Genomic DNA, 24,334 nt, shown 5'->3' on the forward strand with positions numbered 1-24,334 from the left:
CCCGTCGAAGGGGTTACCAGCGGTAGTGAGCGAACGCGCGGTTCGACTCGGCCATCTTGTGGGTGTCCTCGCGGCGCTTGACCGCGGCACCGAGGCCGTTCGACGCGTCCAGGATCTCGTTCTGGAGACGCTCGGTCATCGTCTTCTCACGACGACCCTTGGCGTAGCTCACGAGCCAGCGCAGCGCGAGGGTGTTCGCGCGGTGCGGCTTGACCTCGACCGGAACCTGGTAGGTCGAGCCACCGACGCGGCGGCTGCGGACCTCGAGCGTGGGGCGCACGTTGTCGAGCGCCTTCTTCAGGGTGGCGACGGCGTCCTGGCCGTTCTTCGCCTCGACACCGCGGAGGGCGCCGTAGACGATCGACTCGGCCAGCGACTTCTTGCCGTCGACGAGGATCTTGTTCACCAGCGAGGTGACGATCGGAGCGCCGTAGACCGGGTCGTTGACGACGGGGCGCTTGGGGGCGGGACCCTTACGAGGCATCTAACTCAACCCTTCTTCGCGCCGTAGCGGGAACGAGCCTGCTTACGGTTCTTGACGGCCTGGGTGTCCAGAGCGCCACGGACGATCTTGTAACGCACACCGGGGAGGTCCTTCACACGACCGCCGCGGACGAGCACCAGGGAGTGCTCCTGCAGGTTGTGGCCCTCACCGGGGATGTACGCGGTGACCTCGGTCCCGTTGCGGAGCTTCACACGAGCGACCTTGCGCATCGCCGAGTTCGGCTTCTTCGGGGTGGTGGTGTAGACGCGGGTGCAGACCCCGGCCTGCTGCGGGTTCGACTTGAGCGCGGGCGCCTTGGTCTTCGAGACCTTGGGCGAGCGACCCTTGCGAACCAACTGCTGAATGGTTGGCACGTTCTCTCCTCATAGTGCTGCACGGTGACAGCGTGATGGGTTTCACATCATGACCCACCGGCACGCCGGAACCGGCGAGCTTTTGGTGTGGTGGGTATGCCGTGGGGGCGGACCGGCGAGGTGCCGACGCCCAGCGCGCACGTCAGGACGTGCACACACCTGATCAAGTGTAATGCCGCGTAACCTGACGGTCAAATGACGGTCGCCCTCGCGGGAACCGCGCGGAGTCAGGGGATGTCGGGGTCGAACGGCGAGTCCAGCGACTCCGTCAACTCGGCGAGGAGCGCCTCGATCTGCGGCTCGACGTGCCGGGACACCGCCGCCTGGATCGTGATGCGGTGTCGGAGCAGGATCCCGCAGATCTCCCGGCCGACGAGGTTCGCGTACTCGTCCGCGAGGGCGACCTCCTGTCGCAGTGCCGTCTTGGCCTCGTCGGAGAGCGGCGGCAGCGGCGGCAGCTCGGCCGCGGAGTCGTCGGCGAGGCCGGCGATCGTGAAGAGGAAGGGGGCGCCGGGCACCGGCTCCGGGTCCAGCGGCATGCCCTCGAACTCAGGGTCGAGGTCCTCGGTCGGTCGATAGCTGCGGGCCCTGTTGCGCGCGGCCTGCTGGTCGAGCTCGCGCTGCAGTGTCGGGAGGTTCCGCGCGGTGTACTCGCCGACCGCATGGTCGACGATCGTCTTGATGCGCGTCGACAGGCCGTGCTGGACGCCGTGCGGGGTGGTGCCGGCGATTCCCGCGGCGGCGAGGATGGGCGAGCCGAGACAGCGTCGACAGGGCGCGGTCCGGCCGCGGTGCGTCGCCGGCTCCCAGCGCGGCACCCAGCGCAACCAGGCCTCGACGGCCTGGTCGACCTGCGTCTCCAATGAGCGCTCCACCCCACCAGCGTACGGCGCGTCGCCGCTCACGGCGCGGATTTCCGGGGTGTCATTCCCCCTCGTCGCGCTCCCACGGCCATCGCGGCTGCGCCGACTTCGTGCGGCGCAGGGCGATCCCACCCCAGGCGGCCACCGCCGCCGCGGCGAGGAGCACGAGACTCGCGCCGCCGCGGACGAGATCTCCGGCGACGGCCGTGGCCACGACCACGTCGCTCGTCGCGACGAGCACGGCGAACCAGACGGTGGCGAGGTGCACGAGTGCCGTGAGCAGCGCGATCACGGGAGCGGAGCCGAAGGAGGCGTGTCCCCGCCGCACCGTCGCCCACAGGACCAGCGCGAACACCACGACCGCCGCGACCATGCCGGACACCCCCGGGACCTGCCCGAGGCCCGGCGCGTCGATGATGTCCCGGTCGGTCGCGACGCTGAGCGCACCGAGGCCGAAGACGGCGAGAGCGAAGAAGGCGATGGTGGCCATCACCGCCGCGAGGACAGCCGAAACCCCCGCGGACTCGGGCCCGCGGGGGTTCGGCGTGGTGGTGTTCGTGATTACCTCGACAGGGTGGGACCGGCCTCGAGGGTGCGTTCGTACTCGCGCTGCGCCTCCTCGTTCAGCTCGGTCTTGCGGGCGCCGCTGCGGGCCACCCAGGCGCCGAACCAGATCGTGAGCTCGCGGGCGAAGACGAAGGCCGCGATGGCCAGCGGAGCCAGCAGCTGCTCCCCCGCGAGTTCGAGACCCTGGGACGGGCTCAGCTTCCAGAACGGCGCCTCGAAGAGCTGGCCCAGGATGTGTCCCGCGTAGGCGATGAGGCCCACGATGAGGCCGAACACCACCCAGAGGCCCCAGCGGCCGCGGTTGATGATCGCTCCGAGGAACCAGAAGCCGAGGAAGAACACGACCACCGGGGTCCAGAACCCCCAGGTGAGCAGCGGGGCGACGAGAGCCTCGCCGATGTTTTCCCCGTTCACGTCGCCGGCGAGGGCGCCGAGACCGAGGATGGTCGCGAGGTAGAGCAGCGCGAAGGCGACGGTGGCGAGCAGGCCGATGGCCCCGGCGGTGCCGCGGTTGCCGCGCTCGCGCGGCGGCTCCGGCGCCTGCACGAAGATCGGCTGCGGCTGCTGCGGCTGCGGCGCGGCGGCGGCACCGTTCGTGAGCGGCTCGGAGGGCACGATCCGAGTGTCGGTGTCGTCGGCGTGGGAGGCGTAGGCGGCGCCCGCCATGGCCGACTCCTCGTGCGCGGGGCTGGTCGGCGTCGCGTAGAGCGAGGTCTCCGGCGTCGCGTCGTGACGGTCGGCGTCACCGCGATCAGCGCCGAAGCGGTCGCTGTCGGTTCGCGAGGGCGTCGGCACCGTTGACGCGAAAGTGCCGGGGTGTTCGCGCTCGGCAGCTTCGAAGGCGGCGAGATCAGGGTCGACCGCCGGCTCCTGCCGCGTCACGGCGGGGTCGGTCGGCGCATCGGAGACGCGCGAGTCATCCGCTCGCGAGTCGTCCACGGCACCGGAGACATCTCCCCGGGCCGCTGCTGCGGCATCGAGACCGGCGTTCGCGCTGCCGACGACGTCGTCGACGTCGCGCGGCTTCTCGGGCTGACGAGCCTCGGGATCACTCATGGGGTGCGCCTCTCATCGGGGATGTGCAGTGCGAGATTACCGCCGCCTGTCCCGGCGCTTCCGGAGGCGTGCCGACGTGTCGCCATACGCGCGTCGCCCCGCCTGCCGTTCACGGAAAGACCGTACGAAGGGCGTCGCCGGCGACCTGCGCCAGAACCGGGAGCATCGGCAGGGAGAGCCACACCAGAGCCCCGACGATACCCGCGCACACGATGCCGGCGAACCAGCTCATCCCGAGGTTCCGTCCACCCACCCGTGCCATGGTCCCACCGTAGGCCCGAGCCCCCGCGCAGGCCGTGAGCAACGCCGCGACGCGGCGGCCTCGGTCAGCGGACGCCGCGGCCGCTCGATCAGCCCTTGGTCGCCCCCGCGGTGAGACCGCCAACGATGTACTTCTGCAGGAAGAGGAAGAGCACCATCACCGGGATCGCCGCCATGACCGCGCCGGCGGAGAAGGCCGACCAGTCGGCGTAGCGAGGGTTCGCCACGAGCTTGGTCAGACCGACGACGAGGGTCTGCTGATCCACGTCGACGAGCATGACGCTGGCGATCACGTACTCGTTCACCGTGCCGATGAAGGAGAGCAGACCGACGACCGCGAGGATCGGGGCGACCAGGCGGAGGATGATCGTGAAGAAGATCCGCGCGTGCCCTGCGCCGTCGATGCGGGCGGCCTCGTCGATCTCCTTCGGGATCGTGTTGAAGAAGCCGTACATCAGGTAGGTGTTCACGCCGAGCGCGCCGCCGAGATAGACGAGGATCAGGCCGGTGTGCGTGTTGAGGCCGATCGCCGGGAACCAGTCCCCCAGCGTCGACATCAGCAGGAAGATCGCGACCACCGCGAGGAGCTGCGGGAACATCTGCACCACGACGATGGTGACGAGCCCCACGCGACGGCCCGCGAAGCGCATGCGGGAGAAGGCATATGCCGCACACGCTCCGATGAACACGGTGACCGCGCCCGTCACGACCGCGATGAGCAGCGTGTTCAGGAACCACGTCCCGTACGGGTTCTGCGGGTCGCTGAGGATGCGCACGTAGCTGTCGATCCCGATGGCCGAGAAGAGCTGGTTCGATCCGGTGAGCGTGCCCTGCGGGTTGAGCGAGGCCGACACGACGTACAGGAGCGGGAAGAGGGCGAAGGCGCTCACCACGATGGCGACGAGGTGACGCCATCCGGTGTCGGCGAACCAGGCGCCGAACGAACGACGCCGCGGAGCGGTGCGCGGGGCGGTGCTGGGGACGGTGCTCATGTCAGTTCAGCTCCTCGAGGGCCTTGGTCTTGCGGAAGCTGATGATCGAGATCGTCGCGACCACGACGAAGATCAGGATCGTGAAGGCGGAGGCGAGACCGTAGTCGCGGGTCTGCCCGGTGAAGGCCACCTTGTAGACCATCGAGATGAGGATGTCGGTGTGGCCGACGGGGATCGACACGTCGCTGAAGCGCGGGCCGCCCTTGGTCAGCATGTAGATCAGGTTGAAGTTGTTGAAGTTGAACGCGAACGACGAGATCAGCAGCGGCGCCACAGTCACCAGCAGCAGCGGCAGCTTGATGCGGCGGAAGATCTGCCACGCGTTCGCGCCGTCCATCACGGCGGCCTCGTTCACGTCGTCCGGGATGCCCTGCAGCGCGCCCATGCAGACGAGGAACATGTACGGGAAGCCGAGCCAGAGGTTCACCAGCAGCACGGACACCTTCGCCAGCACCGGATCGGTGAGCCACGGGATGGACGCACCACCGAACAGCACCTGGTTGATGAACCCGAAGCTCTCATTCATCATCCCTGCCCAGACGAGCGCGGAGAGGAACGCCGGGAAGGCGTACGGGAGGATGAGGATGATCCGGTAGCCGTTGCGGAAGCGCATCCGCGTGTTGTTGAAGACGAGCGCGAGCAGCAGGCCGAGGAAGAAGGTCGTCGCGACGGACACCAGCGCGAAGACGAAGGTCCAGACGGTGACCGAGATGAGCGGACCGCGGATGGACTCGTCGGTCACCGCGCGGACGAAGTTGTCGAAGCCGACCGTGGTCTGCCAGCCGGGCAGCAGCTGCTCGCCGTCCTCCGCGGTGAACGCACCGTCGCCGGTGTCGCTGTAGACCGTGCCGGTCGCGGTGTCCGTGATCGTGTCGGCATCGGCGTCGTAGGTCAGCGTCGAGACGTACAGGTAGCCGTTCTGCCCGTCGGGTGCACGGAGGCTGCCCTCGTTGGGGTCGTCGCTGAAGGGGACGGAGAGCTGCTCCAGCTCCTCCGACAGCGTGAAGACGGTGGCGAGCGGAAGCGTGGTCCACCCGTCGACGGCGACGGCCTTGCCACCCTCGAACTCCGCGTCGACCTCGGCGAGAGGCTGCTCCGCCGTACCGAGGAGGGCATCCCCGTCCTCGGGATCCGTGACGAGGAGGCCGTAGGTGCCGAACTGCTCGACCACCGTGACGGGGTACGTCGGAGAGTCCTCGACGCGCTCCTGCGCGGAGGCGAGCAGCGACGAGATCGCCTGCTCCTTGCTCCCGTTGTGACCGGTGCCGTAGTTCGTGAAGCCGATGTAGCCCGTGTAGAGGAGCGTGAAGACCTGGAACAGGACCAGGAAGATGATGCCGGGCGTGAGGTACTTCGCCGCGATGCGCTTGCGGGAGAAGTAGATGTAGTTGACGACGACCGTCACCGCGACGACGAGGCCGAGGACGAGCCACTCGTGCTGCACGAGCAGCACGAACACGGCATAGACGGCGATCGCGTCCACGATCGCCAGCAACAGGATCTTGAGCAGCATCCACCCGATCGGTCGGGAGGCCGCCTCGGCGATCTTCGCCGCCTGGCGCTGCCGAGGCGTGGGGGGCGCGGTGCGCTCTTCGGTGTCGGTCATGTCGTCCTCGTCATGGTCCTGCCGGGGCGGGCTGGGTGGCCCGCCCCGGCAGGGTGGTCATCTTGTCGGCCGTTACTCGATCGCGGCGGTCACGTCGTCGACGAGCTTCTGCCACGTCGCCTGCGGGTCCTCGCCGTTGATGATGGCGGCCTCGGCCACGCCCCAGAACTGCCAGACCGCGCCCATGGCGGGGATCGCCGGCATGGGGACCGCGTCGGCGCCGACGGCCTGGAAGCCGGCGATGATCGGGTCGGACGCCGCGGTGTCGGCGGCAGCCGTGAGGGCCGGGAGGACGTTGCCGGCCTTGAACAGCTCCAACTGCACGTCCTCCGTGCCGAGGTAGTTGACGAGGAAGTCGTTGGCCGCGACCTTGTTCTTCGACTCCGCGCTCACGAAGAAGCCCTTGACGCCGGCGAACGGCGAGGCCGTCTCCCCTGTCGGGCTCGGGATCGGGTCGATCTCGACGTTGATGCCTGCCTCGGTGGCCGCGCCCACGTTCCACGGGCCGGTCAGCCAGAAGGCGGCGGTGCCGTCGAGGAACTGCTGCTTGGCGATCTCACCGTCGATGTCGGTGTTCAGCGTGCCGGCCGCGCCCTGCGCGCCCAGCCAGTCGGCGAAGGCGAAGCCGCCCTCGCTGCCGAGCTGCAAGTCGGTCGGGTCGTAGCTGCCGCTGTCGTCGGTGCCGAAGACCGGAGCGCCGAACGCGGTCTGGAACGGGTACAGGTGGTACGGGTTGCCCTCGGCGCCCTGCTCCACCACGAAGGTGCCCTTCGAGACCATGTCGTCGAAGCTCGTCGCGGGCTCGGGGACGAGGTCCGCGTTGCGCAGGACCGCGATGTTCTCGACCGCGTACGGGAGCATGTAGACGGTGCCCTCGTAGGTCGCCGCCTGGAGCGCGACAGGGAGGTAGTCCTCGGAGCTGTCGCCGAGCTCGATCGGCGCGACGACACCGTTGGTCGAGAGCTCGCCGAGCCAGTCGTGAGCGCCCATGACCACGTCGGGGCCCTTGCCGGTCGGGACCTGCTGGATGAAGTCGTCCTTCATGTCGTCGACGGACTTCCCCACCAGCTTGACCGTGACACCGGTCTTCTCCTGGTACGCGTCCGCCGCGCCCTGCAGCGCGTCGACCCGCTCGGCGTCGACCCAGACGGTCAGCGTGCCGCCGCTGTCCCCACCGGAGGAAGAGTCGTCGCCGCCGGAGCCGGTCGAGCAGCCGGCGAGCGTCAGAGCCGAAACGATGGCGATGGCGCCCGCGGCGACCATGCCCCTCTTGTTCACCTTCATTGGTGTGTGCCTCTCTCAGTGCTGAGCGCCTGCAAGACTGCAAGCGCTTACAGTATGCATCGTTTCGAAAGACGATCACAATCCGCAACAGCGTCGATATCAACCCGTAATCGGCCCGGCGCCCGGCGGGAGGCATGAAAACGCTTCCATCTCCGCCGGAGTTCGAACCTTTCGCGACTGCGCGGGGTTCCACGTACGGCTCATCTGCGAGAGCATCGCTGGATGGGGATCCACGTTCGGGCGGCTGCCGCCGTCGTCGTCCTGTCCACGGTCGCGCTCACCGGATGCACCAGCGTGGGAGCCGCATACGCCGTGCTCGATCGGGAAGCCGGGGCGCGGGACGAGGTTCCGGCAGATCTGCCCGGCTACGCGTGGGACGACGTGGACCAGGCGACAGCCCGGTTCGTCGGCGAAGACGAAGGGACATCCCTGTGGCTCGCTCGCGCCCGCGACGACGCTTCCGCATGCCTCCTGGCGTACGCCGACGAGGAGAGCTGGGTGCTCGGGTGCGGCGGTGACGGCGCGCCCTTCTCGGTGGGAGGCATCACGGGCACGTTCACCGTCGTCCCCGACGGTGCGCCCGCTCCGGAGGGGATGACTCGGATCTCCGAGAACGTCTACACGGCGAGCGCCGGCTAGCGGGCCCCCGGGCCAGGTGGTGGCGCACGCGTCAGCGCACGGGCTCCCCGACACCACGATGCGGCGCATCGCGGATGACGCGGTCGATCCAGTCACGCCGCGGCAAGGAGGCGATGGCCTCTCGGGGGAACCAGCCCAGTTCGACGATCTCGTCCATGTCGGGTGCCGGGTCACTGAGCAGTTCGCACTCGTAGGCGACCGTGACGTAGCCGACCTGGTCGCCGTTCGGATAGGTCACCGCCATCGGGTCGCCACCGTACGCGCCGATCAGCCCTGTGATCCGCAGACGCGCTCCCGTCTCCTCGAGGACTTCGCGGGCGACCGCGTCCGCGGGCTCTTCACCGGGCTCCATGCCGCCCCCGAGCAGACTCCACACGCCGGAGTGCGTGTGCCGGGCCAGCAGGAACCGTTCGCCGTCGCGAATGACGGCGGTGACACCGGGCAGCAGGAGGAAGTCGTGTCCGATCCGCGCACGGATCGCCTCGACGTAGGGCGACATCGGCATCGACGAAGTCTAGGAGCCCGGCGACGCGCTCCCGGGGCGCCGCGCCCACGGGACTTTCCGCACACCCCCGGATACAGTTGAGGCATGGCTGACAGTTCCTTTGACATCGTCTCGAAAGTGGATCGCCAGGAGGCCGAGAACGCTCTGAACCAGGCGCGCAAAGAGGTGGAGCAGCGCTACGACTTCAAGGGGACCGGTGCTTCGATCGCCTGGAGCGGCGAGCAGATCCTCATCACCGCGAACACCGAGGAGCGCGCGAACGCCGTCCTCGACGTGTTCCAGTCCAAGCTCATCAAGCGCGGCATCTCCCTGAAGAGCCTCGACTCGGGCGAGCCCTTCGCCAGCGGCAAGGAGTTCCGCATCCTGTCGAGCCTGAAGGACGGCATCTCCTCCGAGAACGCGAAGAAGATCGGCAAGATCATCCGCGACGAAGGCCCCAAGGGCGTGAAGAGCCAGATTCAGGGCGATGAGCTGCGCGTGCAGTCCAAGAGCCGCGACGACCTCCAGGCCGTGATCGCTCTCCTCAAGGGCAGCGACCTCGACATCGATCTGCAGTTCATCAACTACCGCTGACTCTACTCCGCGGCCCGAGCATTCCTGGTTCAGTCCACCGGGAGCCCGCGCGAGCCGGAATCACACCGACAGAAGCGCCCGTTTCCCGACGGGCGCTTCTTGCGTCACGGGTCGTCAGCCCAGGGCGGCAGCGGCGGAGGCGATTCGTGTGGCCATCATCTCGATCGAGACGGCGTCCGCACCGTGGGCTTCCGCGACACGCGGCATCCGACGCACCACAGGCCGCAGCCGGTCGAGGAACTCGGTGACTTCTGACTGCTTCACGCGGAACAGATCGAGCGCATCCCTTCGGAGAAAGGAATCGAGGACGAGGTCGCGGTTGCCGAAGAGGGAGAGCTGATGCTCGTTCCCGTCGGAGAGCGGCTCAGGGTTCACATCGAATGCCGGAGAGGGCCTCCAATCTGCCCCCCAGCGCAGGAAGCCATGGTTCCGAAGGTGGTCGTCAAGGTTCCCGATGAGCGCACCGAAGACTGCTCGTCTCCAGAGCTCGGTCGTATCGGAGCCGGAGACCTGCGCGAAGTCGACCACGTCGAGCCAGTCACCACCCTCGCCGTCGGTGGCTTCCAGTGCGGTCATCGCGGAGATGTACGGGACTCGGATGTCGTCTTCTCTGCGATCGAAGCGCTTGAGGAACAGGACCGTCCGTTCGATTCCGTCCACCGCGATCCGCTTCGTCTGATGCGGAGGGACGTCTATGCCGACTGCTCCCATCGCATCGAGCATCACCCCCTCCCACGCCATCACGTTCCACTCATCACCGACGGGCTTGGGGAACTTCGCGAGCCAGAGGTCAGCACCGATCCTCACGTTGGCTTTGGGACGAGCACCCCCGAGGGAACCGGTGGCACGGAAGAGTCGCCGAACCGCAACGTCGTCGATGTCCTGTTCTCCCCGCTCGACCTGATCGGCGACGTGGATGATGTCGGCGAGATCGGCCTCCACCGGCACGCCGTCCCCCGGCGCGACCGCGACGCCGTCGGCCCAGAACCGCGTTGCTCCTTGGCGCCCCTCGTCGTTGACGCCGAACATCAGAGTCAACTCGTCAAGCCGGCGACCGGCTGCGCGATTCTGCACCTTCCGACCCCAGGTGTCGGGGGCCGAGTCTCCGAACGGATTGTTGGGAAGGAGTGGTTGGGCGCCAGGAAACAGGCCCAGAGCGGGGGCCAACTCGAACGCCGTCCGCATGCGCAGGTATCCAGAGTCATACTCGAATGAGCCCGAGGCCCGGGTGCGGTAGATCCTGCCCGCAAGGACCTCGTTCCCGTTGACGACGGTCGTGACATCGTAGACATCAACCATCGGAGCGCACCCGTACGCGTTCGGGCAGCTTCTCGTCCGCCAGGAGGCGCCCCCGCTCGGTGTTGAACGGATCACTGGCCGCGACGACCGCATCCATGAGTCCGAGAACGCGCATGACTCGGAGCGTGACCTCGAGAGTCGTGCCTTCGCCGTTCTCAAGCCGGCTCATCGTCTGAGGAGTAGTTCCGGCCCGCTCAGCGACCATCTTGGCGGTCAGTCCCAGCAACTTGCGCTGGGTCGCGAGGTTTTGCCCGATCGTGCGGACAGCCCGCTTCACGGGGATCGGTGTCGTGGCCATGCGATCAGTTTAGATCACTAAATAATGATCCAAAACTCCTTTACATCCAAATAACTAGATGCAACGTTCCAAGCATGCGCTCTGCCTCCGCGCGACTCCCTGATGATCAGCGCATTCTGGCCCGCCGTCACGAGCTTCTTTTCCCCGGTCAACGCATACCGAGATATCGGTGTTCTTCGTCGAGACTGGAAGCGGTCGTGACTCGTCACGACTCCGACGCCATCCCCGCCCGACACCCGATCGCCGCGGTGGGTGCGCTTCGAGGATGCCACGCCGGCTCAGGGGAGGGAGCGGCGCGGGCCCCCGAAGCTCGCGTCGGCCTGGGGTCTGCCGACGTCGCACGCCGACCGGTCCCGGGTTCATGACAGGCCTCCCCGCCCGCTGCGCGCCCTCACGCGGATCGGCCCCCCCGAGGAGGCATGACGGCAATCCTGCGGCCGTCGCTCCCCTCATCGCCCGGGAGCGGACGTCGGGCGCAGACCAAGAACCACCGGGGGCTGGGCCATGGCGCAGATCGAGTCGAAGAGCATCGGAGAGAACAAGCAGCTGCTGGCGGATGAGGTGTTCCACCACATCGGGCGGCTGATCACGGAGGGAGAGTTCGCCGAGGGCGACCGGATCCGGGACGTCGACGTGGCGGACGAGCTTCACGTCTCGCGGACGCCGGTGCGCGAAGCACTGCAGCGCTTGGAGCGACTGGGACTGGTGACGATGTACCCGAGCCGGTACACGGAGGTGACGACGGTCACGCCGCAGGTGGTGGCCGAATCTCTGGAGTTCGCCGGCTACCAGGGCGGCATCACGGCCCGGATGGCGGTGCCGCGACTGAGCGCGGTCCAGCGCGAACGGGTGCAGGAGCTCATCGCTCGGATGCAGGACTCGCTCACGGACGGCGCGTCCACGGCACGGGCGCGATGGGCGGTCTTCGCCTACCTCGCCGACCACAGCGGGAACCGTCAGCACCGGATGCTCATCGACGATGTCGCCGTCGCGGTGACCCGGAACCTGCGCGCCTGGGTGGTGCGCCCCGGCGATCGTGAGCGGATGCGACAGGTGTATGCCGACTTCGCCGAAGCGGTGCGCACCGGCGACGGCGACGAGGCGGAGCGCCTCGCGCGCGCGATGTACTACGTCTGAGCGGCGCGCCAGCCGACGACCCAGCGGTGCAGGCGACGATACGCGTCCTCGCGGGCTTCATGCCGGGACAGGAAGACGTCGTGCAGGGCGCCGTCAATCCGTTCGACGGTCACGGAGGAACCGAGCCGCAGGGCCGCGCGGGCGATGTCGTCGACGACGAGGACGGAGTCGGCGGACGTCAGCTCCTCCGACCACCGGGTCGGCGGCACGAACCGCTTCGACAGCAGGACGCAGACCGGCGCCGCAATGTCCAGACCCGCGGCGACGGCCTTGTGCCCGGTGAGGATCGCGTTGAGCCACCCGGCGTACACGGCCATCGTCTGCACGGGACGCCACGCGGTGTTGACCTCCACCGGGTCGTCGGGGTCGGCCACCTCCTGCTGCGCCCGGGTGTAATAGCCGAGATCGACCTGCGGCGCGACGTCGAGCGGCCGGATCCGCGCCTGGAACTCCACCATCGGGGCGATCGCGGCGCGCACGGGGGCGAACTGGAACTCGAGCCAGGGACTGTTCAGGATGAGGGCATCGGCCGCGCCGGGATGCCGGGCCGCCCACAGGCTCAGCGTCAGCCCGCCGGTCGAGTGCCCGAGCAGGATCAGGCGTCGCCCGCTCTCCGCGCCGCCCTCGCCGCGCCCCATCACGTCCAGGGCCGCGGCGATGTCCTCGTCGTAGGTGGACAGGTCGGTGATGTAGCCCGGGGTCTGGCCCTCGCGCAGACTGCGCCCGTACTTGCGGAGGTCGAGGGCGAAGAAGCGGGCACCACGAGCGGTCCAGAATCGGGCCAACCGCTTCTGGAAGAAGTAGTCCGACCACCCGTGGATGTAGAGCACGTCCACGCCCTCGAGCAGCGGGCGACGGCGCCGGGCGCGCTCCCACCACGGGACCGGAGCTGGCAGCGCGCGCACGAGGGTGGCCACCACCGGACCCTGCTCGTCACTGCCGAGGTCGAGGGTGAGCTGGGCGAACTCGTCTCCGAGCACATCCGGGATCCACTCGGCCATGCGTCCTCCCCCTCGTGCCCAGGCTAGCCCACGAGACCTCCGGGGAGCGGGAGTACGCTACTCGCCGCGGGAGACGCGCACCATCTCCTCGCGCGGGACGACCTTCACGCGTGCCCGCTCCTGCGGCGCGCCGAGGCTGATCTCGTGCTCGTCGAGGCGGTGCCAGCCGTCCAGGTCGGTCCAGGCGACGCCGCGCTCGGCGAGCAGTGCCGGGATGGCCTCCTCGGACGGGTCTTCCGGGTGCCACCACGAGCCCTGGTCGTTGATGAGGTGACGGACGGTCTCCATGGCGTCGGACTTCGTGTGGCCGATGAGGCCGACCGGGCCGCGCTTGATCCAGCCGGTCGCGTAGACGCCGGGGACGCGGTCGTTGGAGTCCTTCGCGAGCACCTGGCCCTCGTGGTTCGGGATGACGCCGTGCTTCTTGTCGAAGGGGACGCCCGGCAGCGGCGAGCCGAAGTAGCCGATCGCGCGATACAGCGCCTGCACGGGTACCTCGCGCAGCTCACCGGTGCCGACCGCACCGCCCTGGCCGTCCGGCTGGGTGCGCTCGTAGACGAGGGCGGCGACGCGGCCGTTCTCGTCGGTGCGCACCTCGACCGGGCGCGCCCAGAAGTGCAGGTGCAGGCGGCGCGAGGCGGTGCCGCCGGCGTTGTTGACGGAGTCGCGCTTGCGCCAGGACTGCAGGATGCGGTCGATGACCATGACCTGCTTGTTGCTCGCGACCGCGTCCTTCGAGGCCTCGTCGTAGTCGAAGTCCTCGTCATAGACGACCATGTCGACGTCGCGGAGTTCGCCCAGCTCGCGGAGCTCCAGCGGCGTGAACTTCACCTGGGCAGGTCCCCGGCGGCCGAACACGTGCACGTCCGTGACGGCGCTCGCCTTGAGCCCCTCGTACACGTTCTCGGGGACCTCGGTGACGAGGAGGTCCTCCGCGTGCTTCGCGAGCATGCGGGAGACGTCGAGGGCGACGTTGCCGTTGCCGAGGACCGCCACCGACGCGGCATCCAGCGGCCACTCGCGCGGCACGTCGGGGTGTCCGTCGAACCAGCTCACGTAGTCGGCGGCGCCGTAGGAGCCCACCGCGTCGATGCCGGGGATGTCCAGCGACGTGTCACGGATCGCCCCGGTGGCGAAGATGACCGCGTTGTAGTGCTTCTTGAGGTCGTCGAGCGTGATGTCCTCGCCGAACCGGACGTTGCCGAAGAGGCGGATGTCGCCACGGTCGAGCACGTCGCGCAGAGCGGTGATGATGCCCTTGATGCGGGGGTGGTCGGGAGCGACGCCGTACCGGACGAGTCCGTAGGGGGCGGGGAGCTGCTCGAACAGGTCGATGGACACGTCGAACTTGCGCTCGGCCTTCAGCAGGATGTCCGCGGCGTAGATGCCCGCGGGGCCGGCGCCGACGATGGCCAGTCTCAGCTTGGTCATGGAGGTCCTTTCGTGTGCCGTCGCGGCAGTCACCCGGGCACGCGGCCCGTGCGCGGTGTCAGCTGGAGCGCTCGGCGAGGGTCTCGGCGAATCGGGTGAGCGCTTCACGCACGGTGCCGCGCGGAAGAGCGGTGAGGGCGTCGATCGCCTCCTGCGTCCACGCGTGGGCGAGCTCGAGGGTCTTCTGGGTGACGGCGTGGTCGCGGAGCTCGTCCAGCGGTCCGTCGAGGATCGCCGGGTCGGCGCCGTCGGCGATGAGGGCCACGCCGTCGTCGATGCGGGCGGCGAGATCGGCCGCCGCCGCATCCCCTTCCGCCTTGAGCAGCAGGTACGGCATGGTGGGCACGCCCGCGCGCAGGTCGGTGCCCGGGACCTTGCCGGTCTCCTCGGGCTTGGCCGACAGGTCGATCACGTCGTCGAGGAGCTGGAAGGCGACGCCGATCTTCTCGCCGTAGACGCGCAGTGGCTCCTCGTACTCCGCCGGCGCGTTCGAGAAGATCACGCCGCCCTGGGTGGCCGCCGCGATCAGCGAACCGGTCTTGTCCGCGAGCACCTGGATGTAGAACGCGATCGGGTCGTCGTCCGGCTGCGGACCGAGGGTCTCGTGCATCTGCCCGAGGACGAGGCGCTCGAACGTGTCCGCCTGGAGCCGGATGGCGCGCTCGCCGAGCCGCGACATCAGCTGGCTGGCGCGCGAGAAGAGGATGTCGCCGGTGAGGATGGCGATGTTGTTGCCCCACACCGTCTGCGCGGCCGGGACACCGCGGCGGCGGTCGGCGCCGTCCATGACGTCGTCGTGGTAGAGCGAGCCGAGGTGGGTGATCTCCAGCGCCTTCGCGACGTCGATCACCTCTCGGGTGTTGCCGTCGCCGAGCTGGGCCGCGAGCAGCGTGAGGACGGGGCGGATGCGCTTACCGCCGGCTTCGTACAGATAGCGGCTGGCGGCGTCGGCGAGGGGGTCGGCGACACGCACGTCGTCCGCGAGCCCGGTCTCGACCAGCTCCAGTCCGTCTTCGATGGTGCGGGCGATGCGACGCGCGGCGGGACCGACGAAGACGCGATCGCTGAAGCCGAGACGGCTCGCGAGTCGCGAACCCGGGGCGCTGGGGCTCGAAGTCACGCTCCCAGCCTACCTGCGTCGGGTGCCGCCGTTCGCGCCGCGCTCACGCGGGCTTGCGCGCCCGGTGCAGGGCCACGATGCCGAAGGTGAGGTTGCGGTAGGCGACGTCCTGCCAGCCGGCCTCCCTGATCCATGCGGACAGCCGCTTCTGGTCGGGCCAGTCGCGGATCGACTCGTTCAGATAGTCGTAGGCATCGCCGTTTGTTCCGGCGACCCGGGCCACGCGCGGGAGCACCTGCGCGTTGTAGAACCGGTAGGCCCCGCGGAAGAGCTTCCCCGGAGGGGTGGAGAACTCGTTGATGACGAGGCGACCGCCCGGCTTGGTCACCCGGTAGAGCTCGCGCAGCGCCTTCTTCGGGTCGTTCACGTTGCGCAGCGCGTACGACATCGTCACCGCGTCGAACTCGTCGTCCGCGAACGGCAGGGCGGTGGCATCCGCCTGCACGAAGGAGAGGTTGCGCATCGCCCCGTGGCGGCGCTGACCCTCGGCGAGCATGCCGGGCGAGAAGTCCGCCGCGACGACCTGCGCGCCGCTGCGGGCGAGGGAGGCGGAGGAGGATGCCGTTCCCGCTCCGAGGTCGAGGATGCGCTCCCCCGGCTTCGGGGCGACGGCGCGGGTGGTCGCGGCCCGCCACAGCGCGTCGTTGCCGAACGTCATCGCGGTGTTCGTGCGGTCGTACCCGGCGGCGACCTGGTCGAACATGCCGCTGACGCGGGCGGGGTCCTTGCCGAGATCGGCGCGGTTCTTGTCGTTCGCGGTCACGCGTCCAGTCTAGGCGCGAGGTCCAGCGCTTCGAGTCGGTCCAGCCAGGGATCGGCCGTGGCGTCGTCGAACGGCGCCGTGCGTTCCCTGACCCTCGTCTCGAGGTCGAGCGCCAGCTCCTCCAGACGCCGCATGACGGGGGCCGGGTAGCCGTAGCGGGCGCTGTGCTCCACCCACTCGTCGCGGTCGTCGACCCAGGTGCCGCGCTCGCCCTCCACGCGGACGACGTCGAGGTCCATGTCGATGCCCGTCGCGAGCAGCGGGTCGTCCGACCACCGCACGTCCCACCCGAGGTCGATGTAGACACGCATCCCCCGGGGGTGCCGGCGATTGACGGTGAGCGCGAAGTCGGCGCTCGGCGGGACGAGGGTGACGTTCGGCGTGGCCGCGTGGAACTCCGCCCCCGGGCGGGCGCTGTGCCAGCCGGCGGGCTGGCCCACCCAGTCGCCCCACCGGTCGGCACCGAGGTACACGCACTCGTGGCGCCAGTGCGGCGACCCGTCCCACTTGCGCCACTGGAAGATCATCTCGGCACCGGCTGCGGGACGCGCATCGCTCATCCGCCCACCCTACGTCCGCGGAATAGGCTGGAGTCGTGCAGCACACCCCCCTGGTCGTGGAGACCCGAGAGATCGATCCGGTCGAAGACCTCCTCTCCTTCGCGGACCCCGCCCGCCCGCTCGCCTGGTTCCGCCGTGGCGACGGGATCGTGGCGGTGGGTGAGCCGGTCGCCGAGCTCCGCCCGTCGGCCGAGGAGGGACGCACCCGCGCCGAGACCCTCGCGGCGCTCTGGCAGGGGCTCGCGGCGGCGGCCGAGGTCTCCGATCCGCTGCGTCTCCCCGGAACCGGACTCGTCGCGTTCGGGGCCTTCACCTTCGACGAGGACTCCCGCGCCGACAGCGTGCTCGTCATCCCGTCGCGGATCCTCGGCCGCCACGGCGAGCGCTTCTGGGAGACCCGCATCCGCCGCTCCGGCGACGAGCGTGCGCCGGGTGCCGTCGAGGCCGCGGAGTACGGACCGCATTGGGCGGGCACCGTGGGCCCCGGAGCGCAGAGCCCCCAGGGGTACCAGGACGCCGTGCGGGGCGCGTTGGACCGCATCGCGGACGGCGAGCTCAGCAAGGTCGTCCTCGCGCGCGACCTCCAGGGCACCATCCCCGCGGGCTCCGACCTGCGGCGACTCGTCCGCGCGCTCGCCACCGGATACCCGGACACCTGGGTCTTCGCCGTGGACGGACTCATCGGCGCGAGCCCGGAGACCCTCGTCACGGTGCAGGACCGGACGGTGACCGCGCGCGTGCTCGCCGGAACGATCGGACGCGGGGCCGACGCGGACGCGGACACCGCGGCCTCCGCGCACCTCGCCTCCAGCACCAAGGACCTCGACGAGCACCAGTACGCCGTGCAGAGCGTGCTCGCGTCCCTCCGCCCGTACACCAGGGCCCTCGCGGCGAGCGAGCAGCCCTTCCTCCTCAAGCTCCCCAACCTCTTCCACCTCGCGACCGATGTGGAAGGCGAGCTGGAGAACGGCCGCTCGGCCCTCGACCTGGTGCGCGCACTCCACCCGACCGCGGCCGTCGCCGGCACCCCGACACCGACGGCCATCGCCGCCATCCGGGAGCTCGAACCGTTCGACCGCGGGCGCTACGCCGGACCGGTCGGATGGGTCGACGCGGACGGCAACGGCGAGTGGGCCATCGCCCTGCGGTGCGCGCAGTTCACGACGACGGACGACGCGATCGCGGTCACCGCCTACGCCGGGGCCGGGATCGTCGCCGGATCCGATCCGGAGAGCGAGCTCCTCGAGACGCGGGTGAAGTTCCGCCCGCTCGTCGACGCGCTCGCCTGAGCCCCCTCGGTCAGCTCGCGGCGAGGCGCTTCTTCTCGGCCTCGACGTCGAAGTCGGCCACCGGCCACTGCGGATCGATGTCCTCGAGGGCGGCGAGCAGCAGCTCCTGCACGGCCAGCCGCGCGTACCACTTGGCGTTCGCCGGCACGACGTACCAGGGCGCAGCCTCGGTCGACGTGCGATCGAAGACGGCCTGGTACGCCTCCATGTACTGCGGCCACAGCATCCGCTCGTCGACGTCGCCCGGGTTGTACTTCCAGTGCTTGTCCGGGCGCTCCAGGCGCTCCATCAGTCGCGCCTTCTGCTCCTCCGGGGAGATGTGCAGCATGACTTTGACGATGCGGACACCGGAGGCCGCGACGCGCTCCTCGAACGCGTTGATCGCGTCATAGCGCCGCTCGATCTCGGGGGCGTCGGCGAGCTGCCGCACCCGTCCGATGAGCACGTCTTCGTAGTGCGAGCGGTCGAAGACCCCGATGAACCCGGGCTCCGGCAGCCTCTTCTCGACGCGCCACAGGAAATCGTGCTGCCGCTCCTCCGCCGTCGGCGCCTTGAACGCGGCGAGCGCGACGCCCTGCGGATCGACGCCCCCGACCACGTGCCGGACGATGCCGCCCTTGCCTGCGGAGTCCATCGCCTGCAGGACGAGCAGCACCGCGTCCTGCGCCGTGCCCACCCGGCTCTCGGCGAACAGCCGCTCCTGCAGATCGTTCAGGCGTTCGAGACCCGCTTCGAGGTCGGCCGTGCCGCGGGACTTGCCGTGGTCGTAGCCGGGCTTGCTGTCGGGATCGACGTCGGCGAGGCGGAAGCCGGGCCGCACCCGCAGGTTCTGCGTCCAGGTGTGCGCGTTCATACGCACATGATGCCAGTCACCGCGGCAGCGGCACCTCGATGATCTGGCGACCGCCGCGCGGCGTCGTCAGCGCCTGGTCGAGGGCGGTCCGCGTGGTGACCCGCTGATACTCCCAGCCGTAGGCGAGCGCGAGGTGCTCCAGACGGACACCGTGCGGGGTGTAGAACACGCGATCGAGGTGCGCGGCGGGCGCGGTGCCCGCCACCTCCAGGCCGTCGAAGATCGTGCCGCCGCCGTCGTTGCCGACGATGACCTGGAGACGCGGCTCCGTCTCGTCGCTCGGGAACAGCAGCGCACCGACGTCGTGGAGGAACGCGAGGTCGCCGAGCAGCACCCGGGTCACGCCCGGAGCCCCGGCGGCCTGGCTGGCGACGGCGATGCCCGTGGCGGTGGCGATCGTGCCGTCGATCCCGGCGAGACCGCGGTTGGCGTGCACGGGGACCTTCTTGCCGCCGAGCACCTCGTCGGCGACGCGGACCAGGCGGGACGACCCGAACACCAGTCGGTCATGCGGCCAGGTGGCCCGCCACACCGCATCCACGAGGCGCTCCCGGTCGAGCGGGCGCCGCACGGCGTCGAGTTCCGCGCGCACGGCGTCACGACGGGCGGCGAAGTCGGTGGAGGAGAGCCCTTCGGTGTCCGGGGCGTTCTCGCTGAGATCCACGGCCTCGTCGGCGGCGGCCCGCATCCACGCGCCGAGCCACTCCCGGTCGGTCTCTCCCTGGGCGACCGTGACGGCCGCGACGGCGCGCGTGCGGTGATTCAGATTCAGCTCCTCGCCGCCCCTGCGGACCGCGATCACCTCCACGTCCGTGCGGGACAGCAGGCGCGCGGCCTCGCGGCTGAGCGTCGGGTGTCCGAGCACGACCACCCGTTCGATGCGTCCGCCGAGGTCGTCGCGGGACAGCAGCCGGCGATACCCGTGCACCACCTGGCGTCCGAAGCGTGCGCCGCTGATGATCTCCGCGATGAGCGGCCACCCGCCGGCATGGGCGATCTCCTCCGCCGCGGCACCCGCATCGGCGCCCGCGAGGACCACTGTTCGCGGCCCGCGCTCCAGCGCGAACGCCTCCGGCTCCGGAAGCCGCGGCGCCTCCCCCGGCGTCAGCGTCCGTGCCGGCATCGCGCCCGACAGCGGTTCCCGGGACGGCAGGTTCAGGTGCACGGGGCCGGCGACGCCGGGAAGCCCGGACTCGGGTTCCGCCGCCCCCAGCGCGAGGGCCACCACGCGCGCGGCGAGGCCGTCCCACTCGCCGTCTCCGGGAACGGGCGCGTCGATCTGCGCCCGGACCCAGGGGTGGAACAGACCCTCCTGGATGGTCGCCTGGTTCGCACCGACTCCCCGCAGCTCGGGAGGCCGATCGGCGGTGAGCAGCAGCAGCGGAACCCCGGAGTGGAAGGCCTCCATCGTGGCCGGGAGGAGGTTCGCGACAGCCGTGCCGCTGGTGCACACGAGCGCGACGGGGACCCGGGTCTCCCGTGCGATGCCCAGGGCGGTGAATCCGGCGACCCGCTCGTCGATCCGCACATGCACGCGCAGCGCGCCCTCGTCGGCGAAGGCCGCCGCGGCGAGCGCGAGAGCCTGTGACCGCGAGCCGGGAGACAGCACGACATCACGCACGCCGTGAGTCACGAGGTCGGCGAATAGGGAGGCCGCGGCCTCCATCGCGGGCGACGACGTCACGGGCGCGGATCCGCGGCGGGCGGCTCGTCGGTCTCCTCGTCGAGCCGCGCGAGCTCCTCCTCGAGACGACGGATGCGGGCGTCCTGCTCCGCCTTGCTGATGCTGCGGAGGAACGCGGGGTCGTCGTCGGGAGCGATGGTGCGCGGCACGCCCTGGTCGTTCGCCCGGCGACGGCCGATGACGAACCAGAGGATCCCGCCGATGACGGGGATGAGGACGACGATGGCGACCCAGGCGGCCTTGGGCACGCCCCGGTGCCGCGTCGCCGGCTGCACGGCACAGTCGACGATGCTGTACACCCAGAACACGGCGGCGAGGAAGCCGCCGACGATCAGTAGTCTCGCCACCCCTCCAGTGTAGGCATGTCGGGGTCGGACGGGCCCGGGGCGGGCAAAGGCTCCGTTGTTAGACTGCGCGGGACATGCCACCCCTCGCCCCCGTCCCGACGCCGCGAGCGCGCGCCGAGCGGATCCTGCAGAGCCGGATCGTCATCGCCGTCGGCCTCGCGCTCCTGCTCGTCGTCGGCGCGTGGTCGGCCTCGCACGGGACGGCGGATGCGCACGCGACCCTGTGCCTCGCACCGGGCGTCTCTCAGGCCGCCGACACCTCGGCCGCAGGACCAGTCGCCGAGCCCGCTCCGGCGGATCCGGCCGCCGACGCGGCGGCGTGCGCGATGGCCGCCCTCTGCTGCGTCGCCCTCGTCCTCCTCTTCCGGCGTCTATGCACCCGCAGCGGGATCCGTCTCCGCGGCCTCCTCCCCCGGGCGACCGCTGCCCTCCGCGCCGGCCCCCGCCCGTTCCTGCCCGCGGTCTCGCTCACCCAGCTCTCCATCTCCCGCACCTGATCCGACGCCGGCTCCGGCCGCCTCCGCGGCACCCTCGTCGTATCACCCGTGTTTGGAGACCCCATGAAGACCCCCGTCAAGGCGACCCTCATCGCCGTCGCCGTCGCCGTCGTGCTGCTCGTCGTCGGCATCGTCTATGCCCTCAGCCAGCAGCCCGCGCAGCCCGACCCGGAGGCCGGCGAGAAGCTGCCCACCGTCCGCACCGACTCCCACGTGCTCGATGAGGGCGGCCCCGACGCCGTCACGGTCGTCGAGTTCCTCGACTTCGAGTGCGAGGCGTGCGGCGCGTTCTACCCGATCGTGGAGGAGCTGCGCGCCACCTACGACGGCGACATCCGGTACGTCACCCGGTACTTCCCCCTGCCCGGGCACGTGAACTCGACCCAGGCCGCGCTGGCCGCCGAGGCCGCCGCGCAGCAGGGCCGCTACGAGGACATGTTCCACCGCCTGTTCGAGACCCAGGCGCAGTGGGGCGAGCAGTCGACGGAGACGCCCGAGGTGTTCCGCGCGTTCGCCGAAGACCTCGGCCTCGACCTGGCCGCGTACGACGCCGCGGTCGCGGATCCGGCGACCCTCGCCCGTGTGCAGCAGGACAAGCGCGACGGGGAGCGGCTGGGCGTGAGCAGCACCCCGACCTTCTTCGTCGACGGCGAGAAGGTGGAGCTCGTCGAGTGGAACGACCTGGAGGAGGCGATCGCCGCGGCCGTCGCCGAATGATCCGGTCGGTGGGGTCGCCGTGCGGCGGCCCCACCTCTACGCTGAGCGCATGACCTCGGAGCGCCCCTCGTCGGCCCGCCTCCTGTTCGGGGCCCTGCGGACCACGCCGGCGACGCTGACGATGATCGGTCTCGTGCTGCTCACGGGCGTGATCTGGCAGGGGCTGTGGCGGCCGTTCGAGGACTCGGCCCTCTTCCCCGCCGTCGCCTACGGGCTGCCGAGCCTGGCTGAGGGCAAGTGGTGGACGCCGGTCACGGGGACGTTCTTCGTCAACCAGCCCTGGGTGTACCTCTTCACCATCGCCGGGTTCTGGGGTATGGGCTACCTGGAGCACCGCCGCGGCACCCGGGTCGCCCTCGCCTACTTCACGGTCGGACAGCTCTTCGCGATCTTCGCGACGGCTCTGTTCCTTCTGCTGGTGTCGCAGCTGCCGTGGGCGTGGGCGCAGACCCAGGCGCAGGCCCTCGACGTCGGGGCGTCCGGCGGCACCATGGCGTGCATCGCCGCCGCCGTCGGGCTGTTCCGTCCGCCGTGGCGGGTGCGCGCGTGGCTGGTGCTCCTCGGATTCGTGTTCGTCGCGATGATGTTCTGGGGAAAGCTCGCCGACCTGGAGCATCTGTTCGCGGTGCTGCTCATCCTCTTCGTCGACCGGAGCCTGCGCGTGCGGCGCACGACGGTCCGGGAGCAGCGGCTGATCGCCGTGATGGCCGTGCTCACGCTCGTGGCCATCGAGATCATCACGGTCCTCGTGCCGACCGATGGCCCGTTCGGCCCCACGGACCCGGCGTCGGGCGGATTCATCGACACGGCGATCGACGTCGCGGTGATCCTGGTCATCGCGAACGGCCTGCGGCGCGGTCGCCGCTGGGCGTGGGTCGTCGCCGTCATCCTCGGACCCCTCAACGTGCTGGCCGCCACCCTCGTGCTGGTCCTCATCATCCTCACGAGCGAAGCACGGCTCGAGATGGTGATCGACGCCGAGACCGAGCTCACGCTCGCCACGGGCGTGCTCTGGGCTCTCGTGCTCGTGTATCTCGTCGCGGTGCGGCGAGCGTTCCGCGCACGCCGCACGACGGCTCTGGGCCGGCAGCCCGCCCCGAACGCAGACGAACTCCGGCGCGAACTGCGGGCGCACGGCGGGGGCACCCTGTCCTGGATGACGACGTGGGAGGGCAACGGCTATGCCCGCGTGGACGGCGGGATCGTCGCGTACCAGCGCCGCAACGGCGTGGCCCTGGTTCTCGCCGACCCGATCGGCCCGGCCGAGTCCCGCGCAACGGCGGTGCGCGACTTCATCCGCGTAGCCGAGGACGCCGGCCTCGTGCCGTGCTTCTTCAGTGCGGACGAGGCGACGAGGGCGGCGGTCCCGGAGACCTGGCGCAGCCTCGTGGTGGCGGACGACACGATCGTCGACCTCCCGGGTCTCACCTTCACCGGCAAGCGCTGGCAACCGGTGCGCACCTCCCTCAACCGGGCGGGGCGGGAGCAGATGACCTTCCGGCTCACCCACCTCGCCGCGGAGACCTGGGGTCTGCGGCAGCAGCTCCGCGCGATCTCGGAGGCGTGGGTCGGCGACAAAGACCTTCCGGAGATGCGGTTCACGCTCGGGACTCTGGAGGAAGCGGAGGACCCGGAGGTCCGCCTCGCGCTCGCGATCGCCCCGAACGGCGACGTCGACGGCTTCCTCTCCTGGCTGCCCGTGTACGGGGAGGGCGGGGTGGTGCGCGGCTGGACCCTCGACCTCATGCGACGCCGCGAGGGCGGTTTCGGACCGGTGATGGAGTACCTGATCGGCGCCTCCGCCCAGCAGTTCTCGGAGGAGGGCGCCGAGATCATGTCGCTCTCCGGCGCTCCGCTCGCACACGACTACCCGCCGGACGCGGGCGTGATCGCCGCGTTGAGCGAGCGCCTCGCCGATGCGCTCGAGCCCGTCTACGGCTTCCGCTCGCTGCACCGGTTCAAGGAGAAGTTCCACCCCCGCTACGAGACCCTCTACCTCCTCTTCCGCGACGAGAGCGACCTCACCCGTATCGGCGGAGCCCTCACCCGGGCCTTCCTCCCCGATGCCACGCTGCGGCAGTTCGCCGGGGCGGGGGTGGAGCTCGTCCGCGGGGAGCGCTGACCCCCGCGGACC

Annotated in this window: 27 protein-coding genes; 7 read left to right on the forward strand and 20 right to left on the reverse strand. The window is 70.1% G+C overall.

Annotation, left to right across the window (positions count from 1 at the left end; all coding sequences use genetic code 11):
- Positions 1-13 precede the first annotated feature (13 nt).
- The 9 genes from rpsG to AUV07_RS00485 form a co-directional block, all read right to left on the reverse strand.
- Positions 14-484 (reverse strand): 30S ribosomal protein S7, encoded by a 471-nt coding sequence (gene rpsG, locus AUV07_RS00450; protein WP_017201608.1) that lies wholly within the window; start codon positions 482-484, stop codon positions 14-16.
- A 5-nt stretch (positions 485-489) separates the two neighbouring features.
- Positions 490-858: a 30S ribosomal protein S12 gene (rpsL, locus tag AUV07_RS00455; RefSeq protein ID WP_013584051.1), complete on the reverse strand. Its 369-nt coding sequence runs from the start codon at positions 856-858 to the stop codon at positions 490-492.
- Positions 859-1,085: 227 nt separating this feature from the next.
- On the reverse strand, positions 1,086-1,733 hold the full coding sequence (locus tag AUV07_RS00460; RefSeq protein WP_062633037.1) for a hypothetical protein: 648 nt from the start codon (positions 1,731-1,733) through the stop codon (positions 1,086-1,088).
- A 49-nt stretch (positions 1,734-1,782) separates the two neighbouring features.
- The gene (locus AUV07_RS00465; RefSeq protein WP_231868156.1) at positions 1,783-2,211 is read right to left on the reverse strand and encodes a hypothetical protein; all 429 of its coding nucleotides are present in this window, start codon (positions 2,209-2,211) and stop codon (positions 1,783-1,785) included.
- Positions 2,212-2,282: 71 nt separating this feature from the next.
- The gene (locus tag AUV07_RS00470) at positions 2,283-3,344 is read right to left on the reverse strand and encodes a hypothetical protein (protein WP_062632879.1); all 1,062 of its coding nucleotides are present in this window, start codon (positions 3,342-3,344) and stop codon (positions 2,283-2,285) included.
- Positions 3,345-3,453: 109 nt separating this feature from the next.
- Positions 3,454-3,606, reverse strand: coding sequence for a hypothetical protein (locus AUV07_RS17705; protein ID WP_197462085.1), 153 nt, complete (start codon positions 3,604-3,606; stop codon positions 3,454-3,456).
- An 88-nt stretch (positions 3,607-3,694) separates the two neighbouring features.
- Positions 3,695-4,597, reverse strand: a complete 903-nt coding sequence (locus tag AUV07_RS00475) for a sugar ABC transporter permease (RefSeq protein ID WP_062632881.1) — start codon at positions 4,595-4,597, stop codon at positions 3,695-3,697.
- A gap of 1 nt (position 4,598) precedes the next feature.
- On the reverse strand, positions 4,599-6,203 hold the full coding sequence (malF, locus tag AUV07_RS00480; protein ID WP_062632883.1) for a maltose ABC transporter permease MalF: 1,605 nt from the start codon (positions 6,201-6,203) through the stop codon (positions 4,599-4,601).
- A gap of 72 nt (positions 6,204-6,275) precedes the next feature.
- Positions 6,276-7,487, reverse strand: a complete 1,212-nt coding sequence (locus AUV07_RS00485; RefSeq protein WP_062632885.1) for a sugar ABC transporter substrate-binding protein — start codon at positions 7,485-7,487, stop codon at positions 6,276-6,278.
- 222 nt (positions 7,488-7,709) lie between these two features.
- On the opposite strand from AUV07_RS00485, the gene AUV07_RS00490 reads away from it, so the two are divergent.
- Positions 7,710-8,126: a hypothetical protein gene (locus tag AUV07_RS00490; protein ID WP_062632886.1), complete on the forward strand. Its 417-nt coding sequence runs from the start codon at positions 7,710-7,712 to the stop codon at positions 8,124-8,126.
- 31 nt (positions 8,127-8,157) lie between these two features.
- Here the strand turns inward: AUV07_RS00490 and AUV07_RS00495 are convergent, their stop codons facing one another.
- A complete protein-coding gene (locus AUV07_RS00495; RefSeq protein ID WP_231868157.1) occupies positions 8,158-8,631 on the reverse strand; it encodes an NUDIX domain-containing protein in 474 nt (157 codons plus the stop codon).
- 84 nt (positions 8,632-8,715) lie between these two features.
- On the opposite strand from AUV07_RS00495, the gene AUV07_RS00500 reads away from it, so the two are divergent.
- Positions 8,716-9,204 carry a YajQ family cyclic di-GMP-binding protein gene (locus AUV07_RS00500; RefSeq protein WP_025102421.1) on the forward strand — a complete coding sequence of 163 codons (489 nt, stop codon included), beginning with the start codon at positions 8,716-8,718 and terminating at the stop codon, positions 9,202-9,204.
- A 114-nt stretch (positions 9,205-9,318) separates the two neighbouring features.
- On the opposite strand, the gene AUV07_RS00505 is transcribed toward AUV07_RS00500, so the two are convergent.
- Both AUV07_RS00505 and AUV07_RS00510 read right to left on the reverse strand, forming a co-directional pair.
- Positions 9,319-10,596: a type II toxin-antitoxin system HipA family toxin gene (locus AUV07_RS00505; protein ID WP_082802800.1), complete on the reverse strand. Its 1,278-nt coding sequence runs from the start codon at positions 10,594-10,596 to the stop codon at positions 9,319-9,321.
- Positions 10,496-10,801 (reverse strand): helix-turn-helix domain-containing protein, encoded by a 306-nt coding sequence (locus AUV07_RS00510; protein ID WP_062632891.1) that lies wholly within the window; start codon positions 10,799-10,801, stop codon positions 10,496-10,498. The genes AUV07_RS00505 and AUV07_RS00510 overlap by 101 nt, the downstream gene beginning before the upstream one ends.
- Before the next feature lie 504 nt (positions 10,802-11,305).
- Between AUV07_RS00510 and AUV07_RS00515 the strand changes: the two genes are divergently transcribed.
- Positions 11,306-11,938, forward strand: coding sequence for a GntR family transcriptional regulator (locus AUV07_RS00515; RefSeq protein WP_062632893.1), 633 nt, complete (start codon positions 11,306-11,308; stop codon positions 11,936-11,938).
- Here AUV07_RS00515 and AUV07_RS00520 read toward each other — a convergent pair.
- From AUV07_RS00520 to AUV07_RS00540, 5 genes are read right to left on the reverse strand one after another with little or no spacing between them, the layout of a single operon-like run.
- Positions 11,929-12,939 (reverse strand): alpha/beta hydrolase, encoded by a 1,011-nt coding sequence (locus AUV07_RS00520; RefSeq protein ID WP_062632896.1) that lies wholly within the window; start codon positions 12,937-12,939, stop codon positions 11,929-11,931. The two genes, AUV07_RS00515 and AUV07_RS00520, sit on opposite strands and share 10 nt — an antisense overlap.
- A 57-nt stretch (positions 12,940-12,996) precedes the next feature.
- Positions 12,997-14,370 carry an FAD-dependent oxidoreductase gene (locus AUV07_RS00525; protein ID WP_062632898.1) on the reverse strand — a complete coding sequence of 458 codons (1,374 nt, stop codon included), beginning with the start codon at positions 14,368-14,370 and terminating at the stop codon, positions 12,997-12,999.
- Between the two features lie 58 nt (positions 14,371-14,428).
- Complete coding sequence (locus tag AUV07_RS00530; RefSeq protein ID WP_062632900.1) at positions 14,429-15,490, reverse strand: polyprenyl synthetase family protein; 1,062 nt, start codon at positions 15,488-15,490, stop codon at positions 14,429-14,431.
- 43 nt (positions 15,491-15,533) lie between these two features.
- Entirely contained in the window at positions 15,534-16,253 is a 720-nt protein-coding gene (locus AUV07_RS00535) for a class I SAM-dependent methyltransferase (protein ID WP_025102427.1), read from the reverse strand.
- Positions 16,250-16,813, reverse strand: a complete 564-nt coding sequence (locus AUV07_RS00540) for a DUF402 domain-containing protein (RefSeq protein WP_062632902.1) — start codon at positions 16,811-16,813, stop codon at positions 16,250-16,252. Before AUV07_RS00540 ends, AUV07_RS00535 begins: the two co-directional genes overlap by 4 nt.
- A 35-nt stretch (positions 16,814-16,848) precedes the next feature.
- Between AUV07_RS00540 and AUV07_RS00545 the strand changes: the two genes are divergently transcribed.
- Positions 16,849-18,102: an isochorismate synthase gene (locus AUV07_RS00545; protein ID WP_062632905.1), complete on the forward strand. Its 1,254-nt coding sequence runs from the start codon at positions 16,849-16,851 to the stop codon at positions 18,100-18,102.
- Between the two features lie 10 nt (positions 18,103-18,112).
- Here the strand turns inward: AUV07_RS00545 and AUV07_RS00550 are convergent, their stop codons facing one another.
- The 3 genes from AUV07_RS00550 to AUV07_RS00560 are packed head-to-tail and all read right to left on the reverse strand — an operon-like array spanning position 18,113 to position 20,986.
- Positions 18,113-18,955, reverse strand: coding sequence for a polyphosphate kinase 2 family protein (locus tag AUV07_RS00550; protein WP_062632907.1), 843 nt, complete (start codon positions 18,953-18,955; stop codon positions 18,113-18,115).
- A 16-nt stretch (positions 18,956-18,971) separates the two neighbouring features.
- Positions 18,972-20,621 (reverse strand): 2-succinyl-5-enolpyruvyl-6-hydroxy-3-cyclohexene-1-carboxylic-acid synthase, encoded by a 1,650-nt coding sequence (gene menD / locus AUV07_RS00555; RefSeq protein ID WP_062633039.1) that lies wholly within the window; start codon positions 20,619-20,621, stop codon positions 18,972-18,974.
- 14 nt (positions 20,622-20,635) lie between these two features.
- Entirely contained in the window at positions 20,636-20,986 is a 351-nt protein-coding gene (locus AUV07_RS00560; protein WP_062632909.1) for a PLD nuclease N-terminal domain-containing protein, read from the reverse strand.
- Positions 20,987-21,060: 74 nt separating this feature from the next.
- Between AUV07_RS00560 and AUV07_RS00565 the strand changes: the two genes are divergently transcribed.
- The 3 genes from AUV07_RS00565 (at position 21,061) to AUV07_RS00575 (ending at position 24,322) form a co-directional block, all read left to right on the forward strand.
- Positions 21,061-21,483 (forward strand): hypothetical protein, encoded by a 423-nt coding sequence (locus AUV07_RS00565; RefSeq protein ID WP_062632911.1) that lies wholly within the window; start codon positions 21,061-21,063, stop codon positions 21,481-21,483.
- 63 nt (positions 21,484-21,546) lie between these two features.
- Positions 21,547-22,200: a DsbA family protein gene (locus AUV07_RS00570; RefSeq protein WP_062632913.1), complete on the forward strand. Its 654-nt coding sequence runs from the start codon at positions 21,547-21,549 to the stop codon at positions 22,198-22,200.
- Positions 22,201-22,249: 49 nt separating this feature from the next.
- Complete coding sequence (locus AUV07_RS00575) at positions 22,250-24,322, forward strand: bifunctional lysylphosphatidylglycerol flippase/synthetase MprF (RefSeq protein ID WP_062632916.1); 2,073 nt, start codon at positions 22,250-22,252, stop codon at positions 24,320-24,322.
- The last annotated feature ends 12 nt before the right edge of the window (positions 24,323-24,334 follow it).

Origin of the sequence: Microbacterium sp. CH1 (genome assembly GCF_001595495.1) — a bacterium.
Classification (GTDB): domain Bacteria; phylum Actinomycetota; class Actinomycetes; order Actinomycetales; family Microbacteriaceae; genus Microbacterium.

What these genes read in the sequence shown, in the direction of transcription:
- AUV07_RS00540 (WP_062632902.1), bottom strand. Translation starts at nt 16,813, where the DNA reads ATGAGCGATGCGCGTCCCGCAGCCGGTGCCGAGATGATCTTCCAGTGG.
- AUV07_RS00570 (WP_062632913.1), top strand. Translation starts at nt 21,547, where the DNA reads ATGAAGACCCCCGTCAAGGCGACCCTCATCGCCGTCGCCGTCGCCGTC.
- AUV07_RS00495 (WP_231868157.1), bottom strand. Translation starts at nt 8,631, where the DNA reads ATGCCGATGTCGCCCTACGTCGAGGCGATCCGTGCGCGGATCGGACAC.
- AUV07_RS00490 (WP_062632886.1), top strand. Translation starts at nt 7,710, where the DNA reads ATGGGGATCCACGTTCGGGCGGCTGCCGCCGTCGTCGTCCTGTCCACG.
- AUV07_RS00520 (WP_062632896.1), bottom strand. Translation starts at nt 12,939, where the DNA reads ATGGCCGAGTGGATCCCGGATGTGCTCGGAGACGAGTTCGCCCAGCTC.
- AUV07_RS00565 (WP_062632911.1), top strand. Translation starts at nt 21,061, where the DNA reads ATGCCACCCCTCGCCCCCGTCCCGACGCCGCGAGCGCGCGCCGAGCGG.
- AUV07_RS00525 (WP_062632898.1), bottom strand. Translation starts at nt 14,370, where the DNA reads ATGACCAAGCTGAGACTGGCCATCGTCGGCGCCGGCCCCGCGGGCATC.
- AUV07_RS00470 (WP_062632879.1), bottom strand. Translation starts at nt 3,344, where the DNA reads ATGAGTGATCCCGAGGCTCGTCAGCCCGAGAAGCCGCGCGACGTCGAC.
- AUV07_RS00515 (WP_062632893.1), top strand. Translation starts at nt 11,306, where the DNA reads ATGGCGCAGATCGAGTCGAAGAGCATCGGAGAGAACAAGCAGCTGCTG.
- AUV07_RS00475 (WP_062632881.1), bottom strand. Translation starts at nt 4,597, where the DNA reads ATGAGCACCGTCCCCAGCACCGCCCCGCGCACCGCTCCGCGGCGTCGT.
- AUV07_RS00510 (WP_062632891.1), bottom strand. Translation starts at nt 10,801, where the DNA reads ATGGCCACGACACCGATCCCCGTGAAGCGGGCTGTCCGCACGATCGGG.
- AUV07_RS00575 (WP_062632916.1), top strand. Translation starts at nt 22,250, where the DNA reads ATGACCTCGGAGCGCCCCTCGTCGGCCCGCCTCCTGTTCGGGGCCCTG.
- AUV07_RS00505 (WP_082802800.1), bottom strand. Translation starts at nt 10,596, where the DNA reads ATGCGGTCGTCGCGGCCAGTGATCCGTTCAACACCGAGCGGGGGCGCC.
- AUV07_RS00550 (WP_062632907.1), bottom strand. Translation starts at nt 18,955, where the DNA reads ATGAACGCGCACACCTGGACGCAGAACCTGCGGGTGCGGCCCGGCTTC.
- AUV07_RS00500 (WP_025102421.1), top strand. Translation starts at nt 8,716, where the DNA reads ATGGCTGACAGTTCCTTTGACATCGTCTCGAAAGTGGATCGCCAGGAG.
- AUV07_RS17705 (WP_197462085.1), bottom strand. Translation starts at nt 3,606, where the DNA reads ATGGCACGGGTGGGTGGACGGAACCTCGGGATGAGCTGGTTCGCCGGC.
- malF (WP_062632883.1), bottom strand. Translation starts at nt 6,203, where the DNA reads ATGACCGACACCGAAGAGCGCACCGCGCCCCCCACGCCTCGGCAGCGC.
- AUV07_RS00465 (WP_231868156.1), bottom strand. Translation starts at nt 2,211, where the DNA reads ATGGCCACCATCGCCTTCTTCGCTCTCGCCGTCTTCGGCCTCGGTGCG.
- rpsG (WP_017201608.1), bottom strand. Translation starts at nt 484, where the DNA reads ATGCCTCGTAAGGGTCCCGCCCCCAAGCGCCCCGTCGTCAACGACCCG.
- AUV07_RS00485 (WP_062632885.1), bottom strand. Translation starts at nt 7,487, where the DNA reads ATGAAGGTGAACAAGAGGGGCATGGTCGCCGCGGGCGCCATCGCCATC.
- menD (WP_062633039.1), bottom strand. Translation starts at nt 20,621, where the DNA reads ATGGAGGCCGCGGCCTCCCTATTCGCCGACCTCGTGACTCACGGCGTG.